The sequence below is a fragment of the Methyloprofundus sedimenti genome, from assembly GCF_002072955.1.
Lineage (GTDB): Bacteria > Pseudomonadota > Gammaproteobacteria > Methylococcales > Methylomonadaceae > Methyloprofundus > Methyloprofundus sedimenti.
Genome location: NZ_LPUF01000001.1, coordinates 633,659 through 654,750, shown reverse-complemented (window position 1 = coordinate 654,750; position 21,092 = coordinate 633,659). Strand labels below are relative to the sequence as shown.

Sequence of the window (21,092 nt, the reverse complement as noted above, 5' to 3'; positions counted from 1 at the left end):
TGTCACGCATTTAATTTTCTAATGCTCGATATTTTTCACGTAAATGGTTTCTTATGCCAACAGCAAATAAATTCAAGCCAATAATGACCAAGACTAATAGCAAAGCAGTGGCATAAACCAACGGCCTGGCAGCTTCAACATTGGGGCTTTGAAAGCCAACATCATAAATATGAAAGCCTAAATGCATGAATTTTCTATCTAAATGAATAAATGGAAAATTGCCATCCAGAGGCAGTGTCGGCGCTAATTTTACCACGCCCACCAGCATTAACGGAGCAACCTCACCCGCCGCTCTGGCCACGGCTAAAATCAAACCGGTCATCATGGCCGGACTGGCCATCGGTAAAACCGTGCGCCATAATGTTTCCGCCTTGGTTGCCCCTAAAGCCAGACTGCCTTCGCGTATAGATTTGGGAATACGCGACAAGCCTTCTTCTGTTGAAACGATAACAACAGGTAAAGTAAGCAATGCCAAAGTTAATGATGCCCACAGCATACCAGGAGTACCATAAGTAGGTGCGGGCAAGGCTTCCGGAAAAAACAGAGCATCAATATTACCACCCAGAATATACACAAAAAAACCTAAGCCAAATACGCCATAGACAATAGACGGCACACCCGCCAGATTATTTACTGCAATACGGATAATACGCGTCATAACGCCTTGCTTGGCATATTCACGCATATACACGGCGGCAACCACACCAAAAGGCGTGACGATAACAGCCATGATCATAACCATCATAACCGTCCCAAAAATGGCAGGAAACACCCCACCTTCAGTATTGGCTTCGCGTGGATCATCACTTAAAAATTCCCAGACTTTACTGAAATAATGTCCTGTTTTTTGCAACACATTCATTGCATTCGGCCGGTAATAAAGCACCACTTTTGCTAATGCGATCTCAACTTCCTGTCCGTTTGCTGCTTTAGCGACCAGAGTATCACGTTTAATTTGCTGATTTAGTTCCGCTAAATGACTTTGTAAGGCCTGATATTTTTTTTCGAACGCTGCTGTCTGCACAGCAATACTTTGTTTCGCCTGTGCATCAAGCGTGTCTTCTAATTCAAATTTGCGTTGCTTCAGACGTAATCGTTCTAATTGGTAATTTATCGCACCAATATCATGCTTTTCAATTTCTTTAATTTGTTCAAAAATTTCCAGCGTACGCTCCATACGCGCTGTCAAAGCAGTCCAGGCGTCAACGCCCTCGGCAACAATTTTGCCATCCTGTTTAATGCTTTCTAAATAACCATAGAAATTACCCCATTCTCGGCGTTCCAGCACCATTAATAGCTTAGGGTAATCAGTTTGCTTGATATCCTTTCCCAGCAACCAGCGAAAATCCAGGCCACTGATATCCCGGTTACCTGTTTTTATTAAATACTGGGTTAGACCTGCTGCAGCCTGTTCAGGCGTATAACCTGCTGCTTTGGCAAGTTCAGGCTTGAGTACCTGGGACTCAACAATTTCGCCGATAACCGTGCTAGCCTGATCACTGCCTTTTTCCACATATTCAAAAGCAGCGACAGGAGCAGGCCAAAAATGTCCCAGTCCCCGGATAGCTATCAAAATTAATAAACCAAATACCATAATCAAGCTTAAGCTTACGGCAGCAGCATTTAGCCAAACCCACGGTGCACCTGTTTTAAACCACTGACGAATCATACCGCACCCTTTAAAACTGAACTTATATTATCAATCATCATAATGAGCTATATTTATCACGTAAACGCTGGCGTATTAATTCAGCCAGAGTATTAAAAACAAAGGTAAAACTGAACAATACCAGCGCAGCTAAAAACAGTACGCGGTAATGCGTACTATCCACCTCAGACTCCGGCATTTCAACAGCAATATTAGCCGACAAAGTACGCATACCCTGAAACACGCTTAAATCCATCACCGGGGTATTTCCGGTTGCCATTAATACAATCATGGTTTCGCCTACCGCTCGCCCAAGACCTATCATGACTGCGGAAAAAATACCTGGACTCGCAGTTAACAACACGACTTTAGTCATGGTTTGCCAGGGCGTTGCACCTAAGGCTAAAGAACCTACGGTCAAATGTTTAGGAACACTGAAGATAGCATCCTCGGTTATGGAAAATATAGTTGGAATCACGGCAAAACCCATGGCTATACCAACCACCAGAGAATTGCGTTGATCATAGCCTATACCCAGTTCGTTATTAAACCAGACGATAATGCTGCCATTGAACAGCCAGTCTTCCAGAGGAGCGCTTATGCTATAAGCAAAGAGCGTCGCTAAAAAAATAACTGGAATTAACAATGCGGCATCATATCCATCTGGCACTTTCAAGCGTAATTTCTCGGGCAATAACTGCCATGTAAAAGCAAATAGCAACACTGCGACAGGCAACACCAGTAATATGCTAAAAACTGACATTAAATGTTCTTCTATAAAAGGTGCCAGCCAAAGTCCGGCCAGAAAACCCAAAATAACGGTTGGCAGAGCTTCCATAATTTCGATACTGGGTTTTACCACTCTACGTAATGGAGCAGCCATAAAATAAGCGGTATAAATAGCGCCCATAATAGCCAGAGGCACGGCTAGCAGCATCGCATAAAAAGCGGCTTTTAAGGTACCAAAAACCAGCGGAGTTAAACTGTACTTCGGTTCAAAATCATTACTTGATGAAGAAGACTGCCAGATATAGGCCGGCTGTGGATAGCTTTCATACCAGACTTCCTGCCAAATTGATTTTATCGAAACTTCAGGGTGCTCATTTTTAACTGACCAGACTTGAATCATGCCCTGATTATCTTCTAGCATGAAAGCATTGGCTCTTGGCGCAATCACTAATAATTCAGGCGCTGCGGAGGTCACTTTCACCTTTAGCAACTGTCTTTCAGCGGTAGAATGATAGACCCCCACAACACCTTCTGCATCAACGGTCACAAATCCTTTCCGGCGTTGCTCAGCATCTATTGCAATCACGGGTAGATCAGAAATCTTAAATACGCGTAATTTCTGCAAAGAATAGTGATTCATTGCATCACGCACCAGACTCCACTGACTGACAAAGCCTTTGTTGTCGCCCGCCAGTAAAGACAATTCACCGGTTAAAAAAACCAGACTGTTAAGTTGCTCACCAACATTTAAAATATGCGTATGCTGAATCAGCACAGGCTGCTGTTTATCGCTGATATCAAACAAACTTAAGTCGCCATCATGAGTTGCTAAATATAAATTCCGCTGCTCCTTATCTAACAACAGATACTCAAGATTTTTAGCACTGATATCCAGCGTGACATCAGTACGTTCCATACTCTCGTCATCAGCAAAAAGTGACTCTTCTTTAAAAAAACTTGTTAATAACACCCGCTCATCTGCGGTTTTTGCGACAAATGTTGTGCCTGACTCATTCGATCTAAAAGCAATATAAATAATAGCCTGCCCCTGCGGGTCGATTTGCTGAGCTTGTGTTCCTAAGGGGAATTCTAACTGCGGTGTAATTAAGCGCTTATTATTCGGATACGTTATGCCATACTTATGCCTGACTACAATAACCCCGCCATTATCCAGCCCGTATACTACAAAGCCTTTAGATGCCGAGCCTACAGCAAAACTCGTAATGCTCGCACCTGCAGGCACACCGATAGACTCCGTTTTAAGGACCTTACCACTATCGACAGCAAAAAAAACCGCCTTGCCCTGATTGGTAAAACGTACCCCAACTTCATTCTGCTCTTCAGAGGTTAGAAAAAGGGTTTTACCTGCAGATACTTCAGGTACCTTGTACTGATGTAGCTCATGCGCTTCTGCAGAGACAAATAGCGGATAGACCACATACATCAAATAGAAGAAGATTAATACAATGGCGACAATCACACCTAGACCGCCAGCAACAACACAATAGCGGGCTATTTGGTCTTTTATCTTGCGCCACTTTTGGTAAGTGGCGCTTATCTGAAGTTTTGATGCTGGCATAGTTTATGTATTTGAAAAAATTGAGTCAAAAATCATCCTCCTATTATACAAGGCTATTATGACAAAATTATGAAATGGATTTATACACTTTACACAGCCACATTTACGGTTTTCCATAGGCTAATTTCTGTACATAAAGCGTCACTGAAGCATTTGCATAGTTCGCAAGCGCCCATGCATGAATACAGACATAAAAAAACCAGGACCACATAACATGAATCCTGGCTTTTTAGTTTTTTCACACATTACGTTAAAGAAACGATAAATGAAACCTAAATTAAAGTGGCATCCCTGCCACATAATATCCTTATTTATTTAAAAATCCGTTTCTCCTTGTTCTTGCATTGGCTAAACTTCACGCAATTACAGATGCGGTTGTATGTTTAATTTAGCTCAGCTAAACTCTTCTCAACCACGCTAGCCGGTAAAGGAATATAACCATCTTTAATAACAATCTGCTGACCTTCTTTAGAAAGCACCATTTTGATAAATTCTCTTTCTAGAGGCGCTAAAGGCTGATTAGGTTTCTTGTTAACATAAATATATAAAAAACGTGCTAATGGATATTTACCAGATAAAGCATTTTCAGGTGTTGCATCTACAAAAGGCGAACCTATATTTTTGGTTAAAGCGACAGCCTTAACGCCCGATGTTTTATAACCGATACCTGAATATCCAATACCATTTAAGGAAGTTGCAACCGATTGTACAACTGATGCTGAACCAGGCTGCTCATTGACATTATTTTTGTAATCACCTTTACATAAAGCTTTTTTCTTAAAGTATCCGTATGTTCCTGATACTGAGTTACGACCATATAACTGAATGCTTTTGTCTTTCCAGCTACCTGTCAAACCAGCCTCACCCCAGGTAGAGATATCTGTTGGATAGCCACATTTACGCGTAGATGACATAATGGCATCAACTTGCGCAATAGTCATCCCTTCAATGGGGTTGTCTTTATTCACATACACAGCTAAAGCATCGATTGCAACAGGAACCGCTGTAGGCTTATACCCGTATTTCTTTTCGAAAGCATCTAACTCTTTATCTTTCATTTTACGGCTCATAGGGCCGATATTAGCTGTTGCTTCAGTTAACGCTGGTGGCGCAGTTGAAGAACCCGCTGCTTGAATCTGAATATTAACATTCGGATAATTACGTTTAAACGCCTCAGCCCATAATGTCATAAGATTTGCTAAAGTATCTGACCCAACACTGGACAGATTACCGGAAACACCACTTTCTTTTTTATATTCAACGAGGCCAGGATCAACTGTTTGTACAGCTAATGCTACATTACTTGCCAGAGATGCAGAAACAAATCCAGCAACAGCAACTAAAGACTTCACTTTAGACGTCATTTTCATTTTAAACTCTCATTTTCAGATTAATATAGTGTCTATTATGCACAAGAAATATGACAATCTTATGACATGACTTTATTTTCGCTGCGGGAACTCACTCTCTATGCCCACGCGAAAGCATGAGCAATAAGAGCATTATGGGAAAATGAGGATGGAAGGTGGCAGGCCCAGACTAAAGCCTACACCCTAAATAGTGTCAGTAACTTAGAGTTCATTGAGTAAACGCTGATAAATGCCGCCAAAACCGCCATTACTCATCAGCAAAAAATGGCTATTTGGCTGAACTTCGCGAGCAAGTTCACTAATGATGTCATCAATTGAGCTGCACAACTGAATATTATCTGCATAATCTTTTAGCTCGGATAAATCCCAGCCCAGATTTTCAGGCTGATAAATAATCACTCGCTCTGCCAAAGCTAATGATTCAGCCAGTGTTTTACGGTGTATACCCATGCGCATGGTATTTGAACGCGGCTCAAGCACAGCAATTATTTTCTCTGCGCCAACATGTTTACGCAGACCTTCCAGAGTCATTTTGATTGCCGTGGGATGATGGGCAAAATCATCATAAATGGTAACGCCCTTTATATTCGCAATCACCTCCATACGCCGTTTCACATTTTTAAATTTCTTTAAGGCGGTGATTGCATCGCCAGGTAGTATGCCAATATGTCGTGCCGCTGCAATTGCAGCCAAAGCATTATACACATTATGCAAGCCGGTTAATTGCCATTCAACCTGACCCTGGACTTGTTGATTAAAGCTAACGCTGAATTGACTTCCATCCTGCTCAAGTAATTGCGCTTGCCATGTTGTATCCTGGTCGATAGCGATTTGCTGTACAGGAGTCCAGCAACCCATAGCCAGGGTATCCTGTATATTTTTATCTGCTTCAGGGCAAATAATAAGCCCTTCACTGGGTATGGTCCTGATCAGGTGATGAAATTGACGCTTAATGGCGGCTAAATCTTCAAAAATATCCGCATGATCAAATTCCAGATTATTTAAAATCGCTGTGCGTGGCCGGTAATGGACAAACTTGGAACGCTTATCAAAAAAAGCAGAATCATATTCATCCGCTTCAATCACAAAAAAATCAGACTCACCTGATCGCGCTGAAACACCGAAGTTCATAGGGATTCCGCCAATCAGAAAACCCGGATTAAAACCCTGATGTTCCAGAATCCAGGCCAGCATACTACTCGTAGTGGTCTTCCCATGGGTTCCTGCAACGGCTAAAACCCATTTATCCTGCAATACATATTCCGCTAGCCATTGTGGACCCGAGGTATATTTTAAGCCCTGATTTAACACCGCTTCGACTTCCGGGTTACCGCGCGACATCGCGTTTCCAATAACTACTAAATCCGGCTTAAACTGCAGGTTATCCGCACTGTAACCTTGCATTAACTGTATACCTTGTTCAGCTAATTGAGTACTCATGGGCGGGTATACATTTTGGTCGGAACCACTTACCGTATGCCCTAGCTCTCGGGCAATTAAGGCAAGCCCCCCCATAAACGTACCGCAAATACCTAAAATATGAATATGCACAAAGCGCTCCTGTTAAATGTGCGAACTTAAAAGATTGATGTGTATGCAGACCAGGCTAGCGCAGGCAAAAGCTTTTTTAGCTCAACAAGCCTGCTTCTGAAAGATGCTTACACCTAGATAGTAAGGAATGCGTAGCAAATACTTTATCAGTATTCTGTTTTGGAGACACGCGAATAGTCCCGTCTGCACTGGACAAACAAGCTAATCAATGCGCGGGATCAGCGCAGCATACTCATCAAGTTTTATCGCGCCAATAATCGTCTGTAATTCTGAGCGCTGCTTTCCTAATGACATTAACCTTTCCTCAAGAAAGGCAATATTTTCCGCAACATCCTCTTTAGATCCGCTAATTTTATGCAACATGTGCAAGCGGCTATCTATTTGCTTTTTATGGTCTTGAATTTGATGCATTAGAGGTAAAAATACCATTTTACGCCAATATTTGGCATCTTGATGAGCCCGGTTAAATACTTTACGAACTTTAGAAATGATCAAGCTATACAGTTTTTTAACCACAACTGTTTGTTCAGTCATGGTTGTTTTAGCGCTGGAACGGAAAATTTCACCTTCTTCCAATATACATTCTAACTGAAACTGATATTCACTCAGGCTGAATAACTTTAGCTCAACATCTTTAAATCCATATTCATGACCAAATTTTTTATGAATCTCTTTCGTTAAGTTTCCTGTTTCATTATTAACTTCAACTGCGTGTTGCAATAAATCGCGTAGCTCATCAAATAATAATTGAATCTTCTTCTTAAGATGATAGGTAGTAAGGTTATGAATTAACTCATCTTTGCTACGTTGTATGACTGCATCAACCGTGATTTTCGATAACGAATCTACTAAGACCTCGGACTGAACTGCAAAAAACCGATAACTATCCTGAAAATTTTTCACATTAAGCAAATAAGCCTGTTGACGTTCACGAGTTTCAATCAACAAATGATCCATCATTTCGGCATTATCACAATCAATTTTCTTGAACTCCTCTAATTGATCTAATGCATATTGATATTTTTCTTCGCTCAAACTTAAAGACTCACTCAGCAAAAAATCGATGTTCAGGGTAATTTTTTGTTTCAATGCCGTATATCGAGGTAACACAACATTATCTGCAAGATAAGATTCAAGACCTGCTAAATGGCTTTTTTCCAGTAACGCTACATCATGTTTATTTTTAGCCACCAAAGCCTGCCTGGCAGAAACAGGAAAAATAAGTTGCCTATTAAAACCTAACATTTTAGCCGAATTGTCAACATGGTCCGCAATTGAGCGATCGTACTCAGCTGTATCCAAATGCTCATCCATCAGCATGTCCATTTTATTCATCACCACGGCAATCTCAATCTTAGCGAGGCCTCGCACATTATTAATGTAGTAATGCCATACTTTAAAATCTCTTTTTGTAATACCTCTGTCTGCGGCGAGTACAAAAATAATTGCCGCAGCGGCGGGTAAAATATTCAAGGTTAATTCAGGCTCGATTCCCAAAGCACTTAAACCTGGCGTATCCAGAATGCATAAGCCTTGTTTTAATAAAGGATGCGAGAGATTGATTAAAGCATATCGCCAGCATGGAATTTCTACTTCCTCTGCATCAAGCAAACCCAACTCGCTGGCCTCAACTTCATTCCACAAGCCCAGATTTTTAGCATGTTCCTGGGATACCTTCTTAACCGCAAATAATTCTTTAAACGCTTCCTGTAACTGTGCAGGAGAATCATAATCCAGATCAATTTGTTTCCAGCTACTAGAATTGTCCCTGTACTCAATTAAGGAAGTATCTTCAAGCCGGGTCTCTATATTCAGCAAACGCATGTAACCCGGAGTAGCAGCGTCATAAAACAACTCTGCAGGGCACATCGTAGTGCGCTCAGTAGTCACAGGCAAAAGTCTTCCCCCCATTTCGGCAAAAAACAGGGCATTAATCAATTCAGTTTTACCACGAGAAAATTCACCAGCAAAAGCCAAAGTAACACGCTCTCCATTTAAGGTCTGGAGCATATTTGATAGTGTCTCGCTACTTTTTCTGTTACTTAGGCCACAACGATCAGACCATTCACGATACATCTCAATTGTCTGGGCAACTTCATGTCGCCATTGAGCATATTCATATAGCTGCGTTTTAAATTCCATTCTTCTGGTGCCTTTATTGCTGATATTCAATTAAGCCTAATGCTGATTTGCATACATAAGTTTGAATAAATAGTAGTCTAAAAAATGCAAAAAAAACATCCTGACTTTTTAACGCCGCGTAAAGATCAAATCCCAGACGCCATGTCCCAGGCGCAACCCTCTTTGTTCAAATTTTGTTAAAGGACGATAATCGGGCCTTGGACAATAATCCTGACTGGAACTTTGATTAGAGAATTGCTCCGCTGCGGTCAAAACTTTCAAGATATGCTGGGCATAATGCTGCCAATCAGTGGCCGCATGAAAATACCCCCCTGAAATGAGTTTCTGCGCAATTAAATGCACGAAGTCAGGCCGCACAATGCGTCTTTTATGATGTTTTCTTTTATGCCAGGGGTCAGGGAAGAATAAATGTATTCCCGATAAACTTTGCCCGGGAATACATTTTTCCAGAACTTCAATAGCATCATAATAAAAGACCCGGACATTAGTAATGCCCTTTCTTTCTAGTTGCGCCAATAAATTACCGACACCTGGCTTGTGTACCTCGATGCCAATATAGTCTTTATCGGGGTTTTGTTCGGCGGTTGTCGCCAGGCTCTCACCGTTTCCAAAACCAATTTCCAGAATAACAGGGGCGCTACGCCCGAATAGCACTGCAAAATCATACACAAGCTCATGATCCAGACAATATCTTTCCCAGAGAGTATCCAGTGCTTGCTTTTGCCCTGTTGTCATGCGCCCAATTCGGCGAATAAAACTTTTTATTCTTGGCGCATCCCGTCCTTCTTCTTGCACAGCTTACCCAATCAAACCATCTAAAGGTGAAGAAGCCGAAGCAAACCGTTTTCTCGGCATCCGACCTGCCAAAAAGGCTTCACGACCAGCCTGTATGCCTTTTTTCATTGCTGATGCCATTAAAACCGGATTTCTGGCTGCGGCAATCGCAGTATTCATTAACACACCATCACACCCTAACTCCATTGCAACCGCAGCATCCGATGCCGTACCGACACCCGCATCAACCAGAATAGGAACCTTGGCATTTTCAACGATAGTCAGAATATTATAGGGGTTTTGCACACCTAAACCTGAACCAATAGGGGCTGCAAGTGGCATCACTGCAACGCATCCAAGCTCTTCGAGGCGTTTGGCAATAATGGGATCATCATTAGTATAGACCATGACATCAAATCCATCTTTCACCAATAATGCAGCAGCAGCCAATGTCTCGACTATCTCAGGAAGCAAGGTTTTTTGATCCGCCAGCACTTCGAGTTTAACCAGTTTATGCCCATTCAGTAACTCGCGCGCCAAACGACAGGTTCTGACTGCATCGTCAGCAGTAAAACAACCAGCGGTATTGGGTAAAATAGTGTATTTATCAGGGGAAATGATATCTAATAAATTAGCTTCATTCGGATTTTGGCCTATATTGGTTCGTCTGATAGCAACGGTTACAATTTCAGCACCACTCGCTTCAATCGCTAGCTGGGTTTCCTGCATATCCTTATATTTACCCGTACCGACCAATAAGCGTGATTTATAGTGTTTTCCGGCAATAGTAAAACTATCCTCCTGTCCACCACCAATCGCCTGCACAATCTCCAGTCTGTCTTCCGTTTTAATACCGGTTTGTGCATATTGATCAAAAGGTAAAATCTCTTTATTCAATTCAACAGCAATACGTTTATTGGCTAAACCCAAATCACTCACAATATCCGCCACAGTCGTTTTTTCTGCGTATTGTTTCGTTTCACCATTTACATAAACATTCATTCATTCGTTCCTGTTAGTTTTTTACAGTTCGTCTTTTTTGCACCGCAAGTGCTAAATCCTTCAGCAAAATCGTGGTATCAGCCCAGCTTATACAGCCATCAGTAATACTTTGCCCATAAACCAGTGGTTGCCCCGGCACGACATCCTGTCGCCCGGATTTTAAATGACTCTCAATCATGACCCCCATAATGCGCTGGTCACCACCGGCTATTTGCTCAGCCACATCTTCGGCAACCAGTAACTGTCGCTGACATTGCTTTAAACTATTCGCATGACTTAAATCAACCATGATATTCGCTTTTAAACCTGCCTTGTCCATACTTTGACCAACTTTATCGACACTCACCGCATCATAATTAGGCCCGTCAGTACCGCCACGCAAAATAATATGCACATCTTCATTACCGGTGGTCGAAAAAATGGCGGAATGCCCGGCATTCGTCACTGATAAGAAATGATGCGGTTGCATTGCTGCCTTAATAGCATCATTGGCAATCTCAATGGTGCCATCAGTAGCATTTTTGAAACCAACAGGACAAGACAAGCCGGAAGCCAGCTCTCTATGGCATTGACTCTCGGTGGTTCTTGCACCAATGGCTCCCCAGGCGATCAAATCAGAAATATATTGCGGGGTAATCAGATCCAGATATTCGGTAGCCGCTGGCACACCCAGAGTATTCAGATCAAGTAATAACTTGCGCGCAACACGCAGACCTTTATTAATATTAAAACTGTCATCAATATCAGGATCATTAATCAATCCTTTCCAGCCCACCGTTGTACGCGGCTTTTCAAAATAAACACGCATAATGATATGCAAGTCTTGCTTGAGCTCCTCTTGAAGCACCTTTAGTTGCTGTGCATATTCAAGAGCTGCCTGGGTATCATGTATGGAACAGGGCCCTACGATGACAAGCAAACGATCATCCTGAGAAGTTAATATATTATGTACTGCTGCACGAGCCTCAGTCGTCGTTTTAGCAGCCACTTCGGTTATCGGTAACTCTTCATGAGTTTGCACCGGTGCCATAACCTCTTTGGTCTCTCGAATTCTTAAATTATCTGTATTATATTGACTATGCATTAGCTATACGAAAAAACGATTATCACGATTAGAATATTTAATCCGGCATTTTAACACATAAATATAGCAACAAATAAGCCTGCCTTTTTAAAACAGGAAAGGCTATAATTTTAACCAATTATGTAGGGCGCGGCTTTAAACCCGCCAATATCCAGAAAAACGTATCAAAGCGGGCTAAAGCCGCGCCCTACCGCCATATTTGAATAAGGCTTATTATAGTCCCGCTCCAAAAACGGCCTAGCCAACACAACAACCGGGGGAAAATCATGCAACATACACAAAAGCTGGTACATGACGCCGGCCTTGGTTTACGCCGATCTTTTATTGAACAGGCACTGGCAGCGCCACTCAAAAATGTCAGTTTTTATGAAATTGCACCTGAAAACTGGATGCCACTGGGCGGAAAACCCGGCAAACAATTTGCTGCAATGACTGAACGCTATCCCTTCATCTGCCACGGCTTATCGCTATCCATAGGCAGCACAGACCCGCTCGACGAAGAATTTGTCAAAGACTTAAAAGACTTTATGCAGCAACATAAAATCAAGTTTTATAGCGAACACTTAAGTTACTGCAGTCACGAAGGACATCTCTACGATTTAATGCCCATTCCTTTCACAGAAGAAGCCGTGCATCATGTAGCTAAACGCATACGGCGAGTACAGGACATTCTGCAACAAAAAATAGCCATCGAAAATGCCTCCTACTATGCCGCACCGGGGCAGGAAATGGCTGAAATTGATTTTTTTAATGCCGTGGTTGCAGAAGCTGATTGTGACATACTGCTAGACATCAATAATATCTATGTGAACAGCGTGAACCATCACTACGATGCCGAACAGTTTTTACAGGCGATTCCAGCGCAACGCATCAGTTATGCGCATATAGCCGGACACTATGTTGAAGCAGAGGATTTTCTGGTTGACACCCACGGCGCTGCAGTGATCGACCCGGTATGGCAATTGCTGGGTAAAGCCTACGAACTCTTTGGCGTTTTTCCGACACTGCTGGAAAGGGACTTCAATATCCCCGCTGTAGCTGAACTTGAACGTGAAGTAGGCATTATTAAATCGATACAAAACGCATGGCACACACATAATGAACAGCTCTCAGCATAAAGTCGACTTTAAAGCCAGACAGGCAGAATTTACCTCATATATCCGTAACCCTGCCACCGTGGCTTGCCCAGAAGACATAAAGCCTGAACGCATGCAAATGTATCGCGAGCTATGCTTTAATAATGTAGAAAGCTTCCTGTCCAGCAACTTCCCGGTTTTACGCAGAATCCTGAACGACGCACAATGGCAGCAACTCGCCGAGGATTTTTTTGCCCGTCACTCCAGCACTACACCGTATTTTTCAGAAATTCCTGAAGAATTTATTATGTATCTGCAACAGGAGAGGATCGCCAGCGCAGATGATTACCCATTTATGCTGGAACTTGCGCATTATGAATGGGTGGAAATGGCCTTATCCATTTCCCGGGCAGAACTGCCTGAAACACAGGCACAGCAACTAACTGATGTATCACAAACAATCAGCCTCTCCCCCCTGGCCTGGCCTTTAGCATATCACTACCCGGTACATAAACTATCCCCCGACTACCTGCCCGCTCAAGCGCCCGCACAGCCCAGCTATCTTGTGGTCTACCGTGATCAGGAAGATACAGTAAGATTCATTGAACTTGCTGCCATGAGCTTTTATCTATTGCAGACCCTACAAAACCAGCAACCCATAAGTATCGCCAACTGCTTAACAACAGTTCTGCCTGATAATCAGAACGCAGCATTACACGACTCAGCTATCGAGGCAATACAGCAGTTTATAGATAAGCAGATTATATTAGTAGCATAAGGGTGAGCGGCATTCCTCCCACCGTTTATTGCATCAACAAGGTGAGCAAAAAATACTGCCCACCCTACATGGGGCTACGCACGATACTTTAGTTTTCGCCTAACCGTGTTCTAGGGATAAAAGGTACCCCCTATTTATTGCCACAAAAAGACAAACAAAATACCTCTTTTCATCTCAATGCCAGTACAACCTGTTATTTATTTTCACATTATTATCAAAACAAATCATGCGTTCGCTTCACTACTGGTTGAACATACTAGCTATTTTAATTTTACTGTATACCCCTATAGCCGTCATCAACCCTTACTGGCTTAATTTAAATCGTCTCCCTACTGGGGGAGACACTGCCTCACATGTATTTTACGCCTTTCAGTTTTGTCAATATTTTCCGCAACAGGGTTTGACTCAGTGGTTACCTGAAGTATTTGGAGGGTTTCCCTTTTTATCTTATTACTTTCCCTTACCTTTTATTATTATTTTTTTGCTCAATCAATGGCTACCCTTTGCTTTAGCATTTAAATGGACTGTTTTCTCAGCGGCAATAATTTTGCCAGTGACTGTTTATGGGTTCAGTATTCGATACTTTGGCTACAATCGCCTAACCAGTTTTTTTGCGGGCATCTCTGTGCTTGCTTTTTTACTGCATGAACAAAACTCAATCTGGGGTGGCAATCTTCTTTCTATTCTAGCAGGTGAATTTTCGTACAGTTACGGCATGCTATTTGCGTTTCTTACATTGACGATTTGGATCAAAGCTTTACAAGGGCAATATTTCTGGATTTTAGGTGGCTTACTAGAAGCTTTAACAGGCTTTGCTCATGGATATGCCTTGTTACTTATCGGCTTTAGCAGTTTTTTCTTACTGTTTTGCGGCAACTTTAAAGCCTCATTACGATATTTAGCATTAGTTCATGGGTTAGCATTTTGCCTATTAGCCGGCTGGTTATGGCCAATGCTTGAAATGCACAGCTTAACTATTCCAAATGATGGCACATATATATCAAAAAACTGGCTCGATTATCTCCCCCAAAGTTTATATCCGGTTTTTGCTGTAGGCATCGGGAGTGCAGTTTTTTACTGTTTTCCCGCTATGCGTAAATATTGGTCTAAGAGCTCCCATAGTGCCCTCGCATTTGTCAGCGCAACGTTGCTGCTAGCGATTACATTTTGGGTAAGCGCTAACCGTGTAGGACTTGCTGACATTCGGTTCTTTCCATATGTCTGGCTTTTAGCATCCATCCTATCAGCCTGGGTATTTGGTGAAACACTTAAAATCGCTTGCCTCTGCCTACCCTATCGTTACGCCCATAAACTGATTCATAGTTTAGCGGCCTGCTGTATATTATTCATGGGGTTCTGGTTATACCATACCACTCATCAAGCTTCACACTGGTCTGCATGGAACCATAGCGGCTATGAAGACAAGCCCACCTGGCAAGTATTAAAATCGCTATTTCCTGTTTTAAGCGGTCAACTTGATTCACCACGCTTGGTTTTTGAACATGCCCCAGTAAATAATGATTTAGGCTCGACTCGCGCGCTGGAAGCATTACCCATGTTCCTCAATCAACGCCCTGTATTAGAAGGGCTATATATGGAATCCGCCATCCTCGGACCTGCTATTTATCACCTGCAATCTGAAGTTTCACAATATCCATCCTCACCCTTAGTTCGCTTTCCGAGTGCTTCAATGGATATTCCTAAAGCTGCAGTGCATATGGATTTATTACATGCAAATGAGCTGTTAATACGCAGTGATAAAGCAAATGCCGCTCTTGAAAATAGCCCACTTTTTCAAAAAACTGCCACAGCCCAGCCATTTAGCGTTTATCGCTTAAAAAACTTTACAAGTCAATTAATTCAGTCTCCTTCTTTACCGTTACGTCACTTTAATGAAAACAACTGGAAAGAACATGCATTTAACTGGTTTAAACGCTATCCAAATGTCAATGTCTGGCCTGTTTACAATGCTCCCGAACAAATCATATTTAAAAAGTCTAAACCTGCGAACATTCAACAACTCAACTTTGAACGTGAAAAAATAACATTTACCACCGACCAGCCTGGTACGGCACATATTGTTAAAATAGCTTATCATCCTCGTTGGCAACTCACTAGCAAAGGCGCAATTTATATGGCGGCGCCTGGGTATTTGTTAGTTGTTCCAGAAACAACTCACGTTGAATTGGTGTATGCAACAACACTGATCGGCCAGTTAGGACAAATTACCAGCCTTTTAGCGGTTTGTACTATCGTATTTTATTTACTTTACAATATAAAAAAGCGCCGCCCAATCTCAACTGAAAAAAACAGAAGCTTTCGCCCTCAATTACCGTTACCTAGCTCTATTAGCTCAGGTTTATTAATATGGTTTTGCTTACTAACGGGCATTAATGTTGATGCATATTACCATGATCCCGAGCGTTATTACCGTAGCGGCTGGAAAGCAATGAATCAACAGGACTATAAAACAGCTGCGGATGATTTTGATCATATTGAAGGACAACGCAACAGCCCTGCAACTCAAGAGGAAGCCTTATTCTGGGCTGCCAAAGCGCATGAACTGAATGGTGACAGAGCAACAAGTAAGCATCGCTATCAAAAGTTAATTGATCATTATAATGGCTATTGGTTGCCCGAAAGCCTCTACACACTGGCGCGTTTACACCGCATGGATAAGCAGGATGAGATGGCCTCATCTTTGGAATTGCGTTTACGTAGCCGATACCCTAACCATGCCTTTACGCAACAACTGAAAAATAAATGAACACCCCTTTATTAGTGCCCTTACGCTATATATTAAGTGGAGGAATTGCCTATTTAGTCGATATAACTCTTTTTGCAATATTACAGCTGTGGTTTCAGTTGCCAATCATCCACGCCAATATCGCCGCACGCTCGGCAGGCGCAATAGCCGCCTTTATGCTTAATAAATTCTGGACTTTCAATGCCTCAAACACAAAATTTAGCTCATCATTATTACGCTACTTAAGTTTATGGCTTATTAACACAGCACTCTCAAGCGCATTATTATTAACCTTGAAAACACTATCAACAACCATGTTTTATATCATGGGCTTAAAAGTGCTCATCGAAACGCTATTGATTTTAAGCAATTTTATCATCTGCAAACTGTGGGTATTTAAAAAAATATGACTTCCAATATCACATTAAGCATCATTGTTCCTGTTTATAATGAAGCTCTGGTACTCCCTCTCTTTTGGCAAGACTTAAACACTATTTTAAACAGCTTAGGAACGTGCATGAAATAACTTAAACAAGTTAAAAATCTGTGTAGGATGGGCAAAGCAATAGCGTGCCCATCAAGCTACTATATACTAGCTTTCTCCTATTGGAGAAAGCTTTCAAATTTTTGTAAATACTCTAAAAATTTACAGTCTGGCTCGAACAGTTGGCGTCAGTAGACTGAGATTTACTTTTTGTGTCAGAAACTATAATAATAGTCCCCATAGCTGCTGTAACGGTACAACTATAAGGATCTCCTTGAGTACAATCTCCTGAAGGATTCGTTGAATTTACAGAATTATTATTTTTCCGCGAACCACTTACGACAGTAGTACATAATGTCGTAGTTGTAGTCGTAGTCGGCGCGGCTGTGGTTGTAGTCGTAGGAGCCGTTGTGGTGGTCGTTGATGCCGTTGTTGTCGTCACACCGGAACAAATGGCGCTCCAATATGAATTATTTTCTAGGGTGTCGATGTCATTAGCAATAGCAGTCAGACATGTCAGTACAGTACAGCATAATGCACTGCCTGATTCAACTGAAATACCCTGGATTAAATTTTGAAACTTACAATTGCATATCCCTCCACCAGCTAAGGTTGTTGTTGTCGTTGGTACTGTTGTGGAGGTACTTGTAGAAGTACTACTTGTGGATGAAGTTGAACTTGAGGATGATGTTGAGCTGGTGGATGATGTTGAGCTGGTGGATGATGTAGAACTAGTGGATGTTGATGTTGCGCCAAGAGCAAGCACCAACCCCGACTTCACTGGATCTGTTTCGGCGATAAACGAAGTTAATTGAACAGTCTGCTGGGTTCCTTGAGGGTCTGCCCAGGTCACGCTCACATTAATAGATTTATAACTTCCTTGCACCGAACAACCGCTTGGTAGCGTGGCGAGCGAGCAGTCTGCTATAGTCCAGGCTCGGGTAAAATTTGCATTACCGCCCGCCATAATATCTTCCGTATTGGCATTGCCCCCATCTGCTAATGTTGAATATACCGACTTATTAGCAAAAGTACGCAGGTCCTCCATTTTTTCCTGTGCTAAATTTAAGGCATCGGTACGCAGACGACTTTCACTGCTATTTAATAAAGTAACACCTTGCAGCTTTGCCAGGCCTAGCATTCCCACGCCAACGACTAAAGCCGCAATAACTGCTTCGAGTAAACCAAAGCCGCCTATTTTTTTGCGTAAAATTTTATTCATTTTTTAACCCTCTTAAAAGTCTTTCCAGGTGCCTGGAATCCGGGTAGCATCATCTATACTCATCTGAAATACATCATTCAAAGAGCTACCACTCCCGTGATCGACCTCAATAAATTCAGTATTCGCATTAGGTTTATCAACATCACCCTCCCAAATAACTGAGCCATATACTGTAGCTCCTCCCCAGCCTTGTGATGCGCAAGCTGTAGTTGATTCATAGTACACAATACCGTAAATGGTAACGCCACCATTAAACTTAGGACAACCTGCCGATGTTGGCACAATTAATACAATTGGCTTACCAGGCTCACCAATTGTTGCGTTATCAACACCAGTACCAGAACAACTACCACTGATATCACCGCTATTAATTGGCCCGCCATTATTGATAATATAAATCCCCGGTGACCCAGATGGGCCGCAAGGTATTGAACCACCATAAACATGCCCTGCATCAGTCGCTTTTTGCTTAGCATCTACTAGACTCATTTTAAAGGCATAATCCCAAGCACAATCGGTTGCAGGGCAACCTGAAAACAAGCCAGTATTAAATGGAGCTGACGCGCCCTCCTCTCCGCTATCTTTAACGCCATCGCCATTGGTATCTGTCCAATTAGTTACATCTAAATGTCCTTGTGGTAAGCAAGCCGCATTGGAACTTGTGCCAGAGACTACCGCATTATGACTAGATCCTAAGATAAATGTACCTGGGTTACCGGTGGGGGCTGAAGTAATACAACCTGCGATAACCCAAGGTTCAGGCATAGTATCACCATCTCCAAACAAGGAGTCTGCGATTTGCTTAATCCAGGTCTCAGAAGTTGCCGATATGGTAGTATCTGTTGCTCCTTGAGACACAGAAGTGACTTTGATAGCATCGGCTCCCTTAGTAAAGGTTAAAGTGTAATTGTAAGCTTCTGAAGAGGTCGAGCCTGTTACTTGAGCAAAAGTCGGGCAGTCTGTTTCATTAGCTGAAGTACATGTCATACTACTCGCTATAGGATTTTCTGTTCCCCAGGCAATTGCATATTCCAGGCCTGCTTCCGCAGCCTCCTGAGCTTCTCTGGCGCGTATATCATTACCCACCAGTTGCTGTTCTAACATGCCAGTTCGTGAGATCGTGAGCGTCATAATTGCCATAATCATCATTAAAATCAATGCAACTAATATTGTCGCTGCGCCTTGTTGTTTTGCTTTGCTGTTAATATGCAGTGATTTCATTTGAAACCTCCTAAGTGTTATTTCGGTTTTAAGCGTTTTTAGTATTAACGTGAGGAACGAGAATTCAATAATGCCCGAGTCTGACTTGTCTTTTGACTACACAGACGCGCTAGAAATCCAGTTGCGTAGCATGCTATGCACCTGTATTCCTGACACGCCTGTGAAGCCAAAATCCTGCGCGATACTTTCAGGCATTATTAAAACCTCGTTCCTTAAGGAACTGCGGCGACAAATTTATCATTACGAATGCGGATTTCTTCGGTAATGGTTTGGGTGACGGCTGTATCATTAGCTAGACGACCGGTGAGTGAAATAGTTACATTGCGCACATAAAGGCAGGCAGGATCAGGTGGAGAACCATCTCGCGTACAAGTATTGCAGACCTCAAGCTCATTAGTATCTCGGACACCATCGTTATTTGTGTCAGTCCAGTCACATAAACCATCACCATCATCATCGCCATAAGGAATACCATCTGAATCACTTGGCTCTACCGTGCCATCACCATCATCATCATTTATCATACTTGTGACATTAAGTGTTGATGTCGTTAATGTAAATTGTAATGCAGTGATTTCAATTCCAGGATCGGTAATAGTTTCCCACTCTGCACCTGTTGAGCAGTTTTCATTAGTCGCTCCATACTTACGCATTTCTAAATTAGTGCCGTCCAATAAGAATCCCCGCCTCTCATTGCTATCCACCACGGGGGGGCTATCATTGTCACTATTGTAGGAATACACGATACAGGCACCTGAGTTATAAATACCAATATCCGTGGTAGCACCACCAGTGGCGCTGTCAAAAAATGGATTAGCTTGCAATGAAGCAAAATTATTATCAGGATCAGATGTTACAAACCCCGCTCGTCGAATATCGCGTTCCATTATATCCATCATGGCACGCAAGTCCTGATTCAAGCGAGTTAATTGAATATTATCAGATTGACTGTTGAAGGAGTTACTAAAAATACTGATGGCACCCGCCATGACAATCATGCCGACCAGCATACCAACGAGTAATTCAACTAAAGTAAGACCTGTTTGGCGTTTTGATTTTTGCATATTTAATACCTCTTTAATCTTATGGACAAACACTGTAACCGGAAAAACTACTGCTTACCGCGCAAAGCTTAGTTCGTCCTAATGTGCTGACCGTTGCTTTAATTGAATAGGCTGAAGAGGTTAAAATGACGTTCCCAGCACTAGCCGTACCACGGACAGGATCAAAAGTAGTGTAGGCTACCGAACTAAAAGCTACTGATGAAATACTTGTAGAAGGAAAGTTACTCCCTGTCACTGATTTAATTGTCTCATCTGCAATACCACCTACTGTATCCCCATAAGTATCATTATTATTAGAATCAACAATAATTGTGTAACTCCATGACGCGCCCGTTGTGTATGTGACTCTAGTTTTTCTATTACGTTTAATCGCTTCACTTCTGGCCCAGCGTAAATCGGCTATGACTGCCTCACTAGCACTAACAAGCCGACTTCTTTCTATAGAATCATTAAAAGACGGGACGGCTACTGCTGCCAAAATACCGACAATAGCAATAACGACCATCAATTCCGTGAGAGTGAACCCCGTCTGTTTTAACCGTGTAATATGCATATTATTAAGTACCTTTTATCGGATATGTATCATTTAAACTATACTATATTTATGACTTTGCTCTGAGAG

Annotated in this window: 16 protein-coding genes; 4 read left to right on the top strand and 12 right to left on the bottom strand. The window is 42.2% G+C overall.

Features of this window, described 5'->3' with window-relative positions; translation table 11 throughout:
- Positions 1-10 precede the first annotated feature (10 nt).
- The 8 genes from pstA to aroG form a co-directional block, all read right to left on the bottom strand.
- On the bottom strand, positions 11-1,669 hold the full coding sequence (gene pstA / locus AU255_RS02785; RefSeq protein WP_080521458.1) for a phosphate ABC transporter permease PstA: 1,659 nt from the start codon (positions 1,667-1,669) through the stop codon (positions 11-13).
- 37 nt (positions 1,670-1,706) lie between these two features.
- Positions 1,707-3,956, bottom strand: a complete 2,250-nt coding sequence (locus tag AU255_RS02780) for an ABC transporter permease subunit (protein WP_080521457.1) — start codon at positions 3,954-3,956, stop codon at positions 1,707-1,709.
- A 383-nt stretch (positions 3,957-4,339) separates the two neighbouring features.
- Positions 4,340-5,326, bottom strand: coding sequence for a PstS family phosphate ABC transporter substrate-binding protein (locus tag AU255_RS02775; RefSeq protein WP_080521456.1), 987 nt, complete (start codon positions 5,324-5,326; stop codon positions 4,340-4,342).
- A 201-nt stretch (positions 5,327-5,527) separates the two neighbouring features.
- Positions 5,528-6,877, bottom strand: a complete 1,350-nt coding sequence (gene mpl / locus AU255_RS02770) for a UDP-N-acetylmuramate:L-alanyl-gamma-D-glutamyl-meso-diaminopimelate ligase (protein ID WP_080521455.1) — start codon at positions 6,875-6,877, stop codon at positions 5,528-5,530.
- A 201-nt stretch (positions 6,878-7,078) separates the two neighbouring features.
- Positions 7,079-9,019, bottom strand: coding sequence for a dynamin family protein (locus tag AU255_RS02765; protein WP_080521454.1), 1,941 nt, complete (start codon positions 9,017-9,019; stop codon positions 7,079-7,081).
- A 108-nt stretch (positions 9,020-9,127) separates the two neighbouring features.
- On the bottom strand, positions 9,128-9,754 hold the full coding sequence (gene trmB / locus AU255_RS02760; protein WP_233144641.1) for a tRNA (guanosine(46)-N7)-methyltransferase TrmB: 627 nt from the start codon (positions 9,752-9,754) through the stop codon (positions 9,128-9,130).
- Positions 9,755-9,817: 63 nt separating this feature from the next.
- Positions 9,818-10,795, bottom strand: coding sequence for a sulfur carrier protein ThiS (thiS, locus tag AU255_RS02755; RefSeq protein ID WP_080521452.1), 978 nt, complete (start codon positions 10,793-10,795; stop codon positions 9,818-9,820).
- 13 nt (positions 10,796-10,808) lie between these two features.
- Entirely contained in the window at positions 10,809-11,879 is a 1,071-nt protein-coding gene (gene aroG / locus AU255_RS02750) for a 3-deoxy-7-phosphoheptulonate synthase AroG (RefSeq protein ID WP_080521451.1), read from the bottom strand.
- A gap of 266 nt (positions 11,880-12,145) precedes the next feature.
- On the opposite strand from aroG, the gene AU255_RS02745 reads away from it, so the two are divergent.
- The 4 genes from AU255_RS02745 (at position 12,146) to AU255_RS02730 (ending at position 16,889) form a co-directional block, all read left to right on the top strand.
- Complete coding sequence (locus AU255_RS02745) at positions 12,146-12,997, top strand: HvfB family MNIO-type RiPP peptide maturase (protein ID WP_080521450.1); 852 nt, start codon at positions 12,146-12,148, stop codon at positions 12,995-12,997.
- Positions 12,978-13,733 carry an HvfC family RiPP maturation protein gene (locus AU255_RS02740; protein ID WP_080521449.1) on the top strand — a complete coding sequence of 252 codons (756 nt, stop codon included), beginning with the start codon at positions 12,978-12,980 and terminating at the stop codon, positions 13,731-13,733. The genes AU255_RS02745 and AU255_RS02740 overlap by 20 nt, the downstream gene beginning before the upstream one ends.
- Before the next feature lie 226 nt (positions 13,734-13,959).
- On the top strand, positions 13,960-16,500 hold the full coding sequence (locus AU255_RS02735) for a hypothetical protein (RefSeq protein WP_080521448.1): 2,541 nt from the start codon (positions 13,960-13,962) through the stop codon (positions 16,498-16,500).
- A complete protein-coding gene (locus tag AU255_RS02730; protein WP_080521447.1) occupies positions 16,497-16,889 on the top strand; it encodes a GtrA family protein in 393 nt (130 codons plus the stop codon). Before AU255_RS02735 ends, AU255_RS02730 begins: the two co-directional genes overlap by 4 nt.
- A gap of 228 nt (positions 16,890-17,117) precedes the next feature.
- Here the strand turns inward: AU255_RS02730 and AU255_RS02725 are convergent, their stop codons facing one another.
- From AU255_RS02725 to AU255_RS02710, 4 genes are all read right to left on the bottom strand, one after another.
- Positions 17,118-18,185, bottom strand: a complete 1,068-nt coding sequence (locus tag AU255_RS02725; RefSeq protein ID WP_080521446.1) for a PilV family protein — start codon at positions 18,183-18,185, stop codon at positions 17,118-17,120.
- A 12-nt stretch (positions 18,186-18,197) separates the two neighbouring features.
- Complete coding sequence (locus AU255_RS02720; protein WP_080521445.1) at positions 18,198-19,406, bottom strand: pilus assembly PilX family protein; 1,209 nt, start codon at positions 19,404-19,406, stop codon at positions 18,198-18,200.
- A 212-nt stretch (positions 19,407-19,618) separates the two neighbouring features.
- Complete coding sequence (locus AU255_RS02715; RefSeq protein ID WP_080521444.1) at positions 19,619-20,470, bottom strand: PilW family protein; 852 nt, start codon at positions 20,468-20,470, stop codon at positions 19,619-19,621.
- Between the two features lie 19 nt (positions 20,471-20,489).
- Positions 20,490-21,023, bottom strand: coding sequence for a GspH/FimT family pseudopilin (locus AU255_RS02710; RefSeq protein WP_158083037.1), 534 nt, complete (start codon positions 21,021-21,023; stop codon positions 20,490-20,492).
- Between the last annotated feature and the right edge of the window lie 69 nt (positions 21,024-21,092).

Bases quoted from the DNA above. Each gene is read 5' to 3' on its own strand.
- pstA (WP_080521458.1), bottom strand. From the start codon at position 1,669: ATGATTCGTCAGTGGTTTAAAACAGGTGCACCGTGGGTTTGGCTAAAT.
- AU255_RS02720 (WP_080521445.1), bottom strand. From the start codon at position 19,406: ATGAAATCACTGCATATTAACAGCAAAGCAAAACAACAAGGCGCAGCG.
- AU255_RS02735 (WP_080521448.1), top strand. From the start codon at position 13,960: ATGCGTTCGCTTCACTACTGGTTGAACATACTAGCTATTTTAATTTTA.
- AU255_RS02775 (WP_080521456.1), bottom strand. From the start codon at position 5,326: ATGAAAATGACGTCTAAAGTGAAGTCTTTAGTTGCTGTTGCTGGATTT.
- thiS (WP_080521452.1), bottom strand. From the start codon at position 10,795: ATGAATGTTTATGTAAATGGTGAAACGAAACAATACGCAGAAAAAACG.
- AU255_RS02740 (WP_080521449.1), top strand. From the start codon at position 12,978: ATGAACAGCTCTCAGCATAAAGTCGACTTTAAAGCCAGACAGGCAGAA.
- AU255_RS02745 (WP_080521450.1), top strand. From the start codon at position 12,146: ATGCAACATACACAAAAGCTGGTACATGACGCCGGCCTTGGTTTACGC.
- AU255_RS02765 (WP_080521454.1), bottom strand. From the start codon at position 9,019: ATGGAATTTAAAACGCAGCTATATGAATATGCTCAATGGCGACATGAA.
- AU255_RS02725 (WP_080521446.1), bottom strand. From the start codon at position 18,185: ATGAATAAAATTTTACGCAAAAAAATAGGCGGCTTTGGTTTACTCGAA.
- AU255_RS02715 (WP_080521444.1), bottom strand. From the start codon at position 20,470: ATGCAAAAATCAAAACGCCAAACAGGTCTTACTTTAGTTGAATTACTC.
- AU255_RS02780 (WP_080521457.1), bottom strand. From the start codon at position 3,956: ATGCCAGCATCAAAACTTCAGATAAGCGCCACTTACCAAAAGTGGCGC.
- AU255_RS02730 (WP_080521447.1), top strand. From the start codon at position 16,497: ATGAACACCCCTTTATTAGTGCCCTTACGCTATATATTAAGTGGAGGA.
- trmB (WP_233144641.1), bottom strand. From the start codon at position 9,754: ATGACAACAGGGCAAAAGCAAGCACTGGATACTCTCTGGGAAAGATAT.
- aroG (WP_080521451.1), bottom strand. From the start codon at position 11,879: ATGCATAGTCAATATAATACAGATAATTTAAGAATTCGAGAGACCAAA.
- AU255_RS02710 (WP_158083037.1), bottom strand. From the start codon at position 21,023: ATGCATATTACACGGTTAAAACAGACGGGGTTCACTCTCACGGAATTG.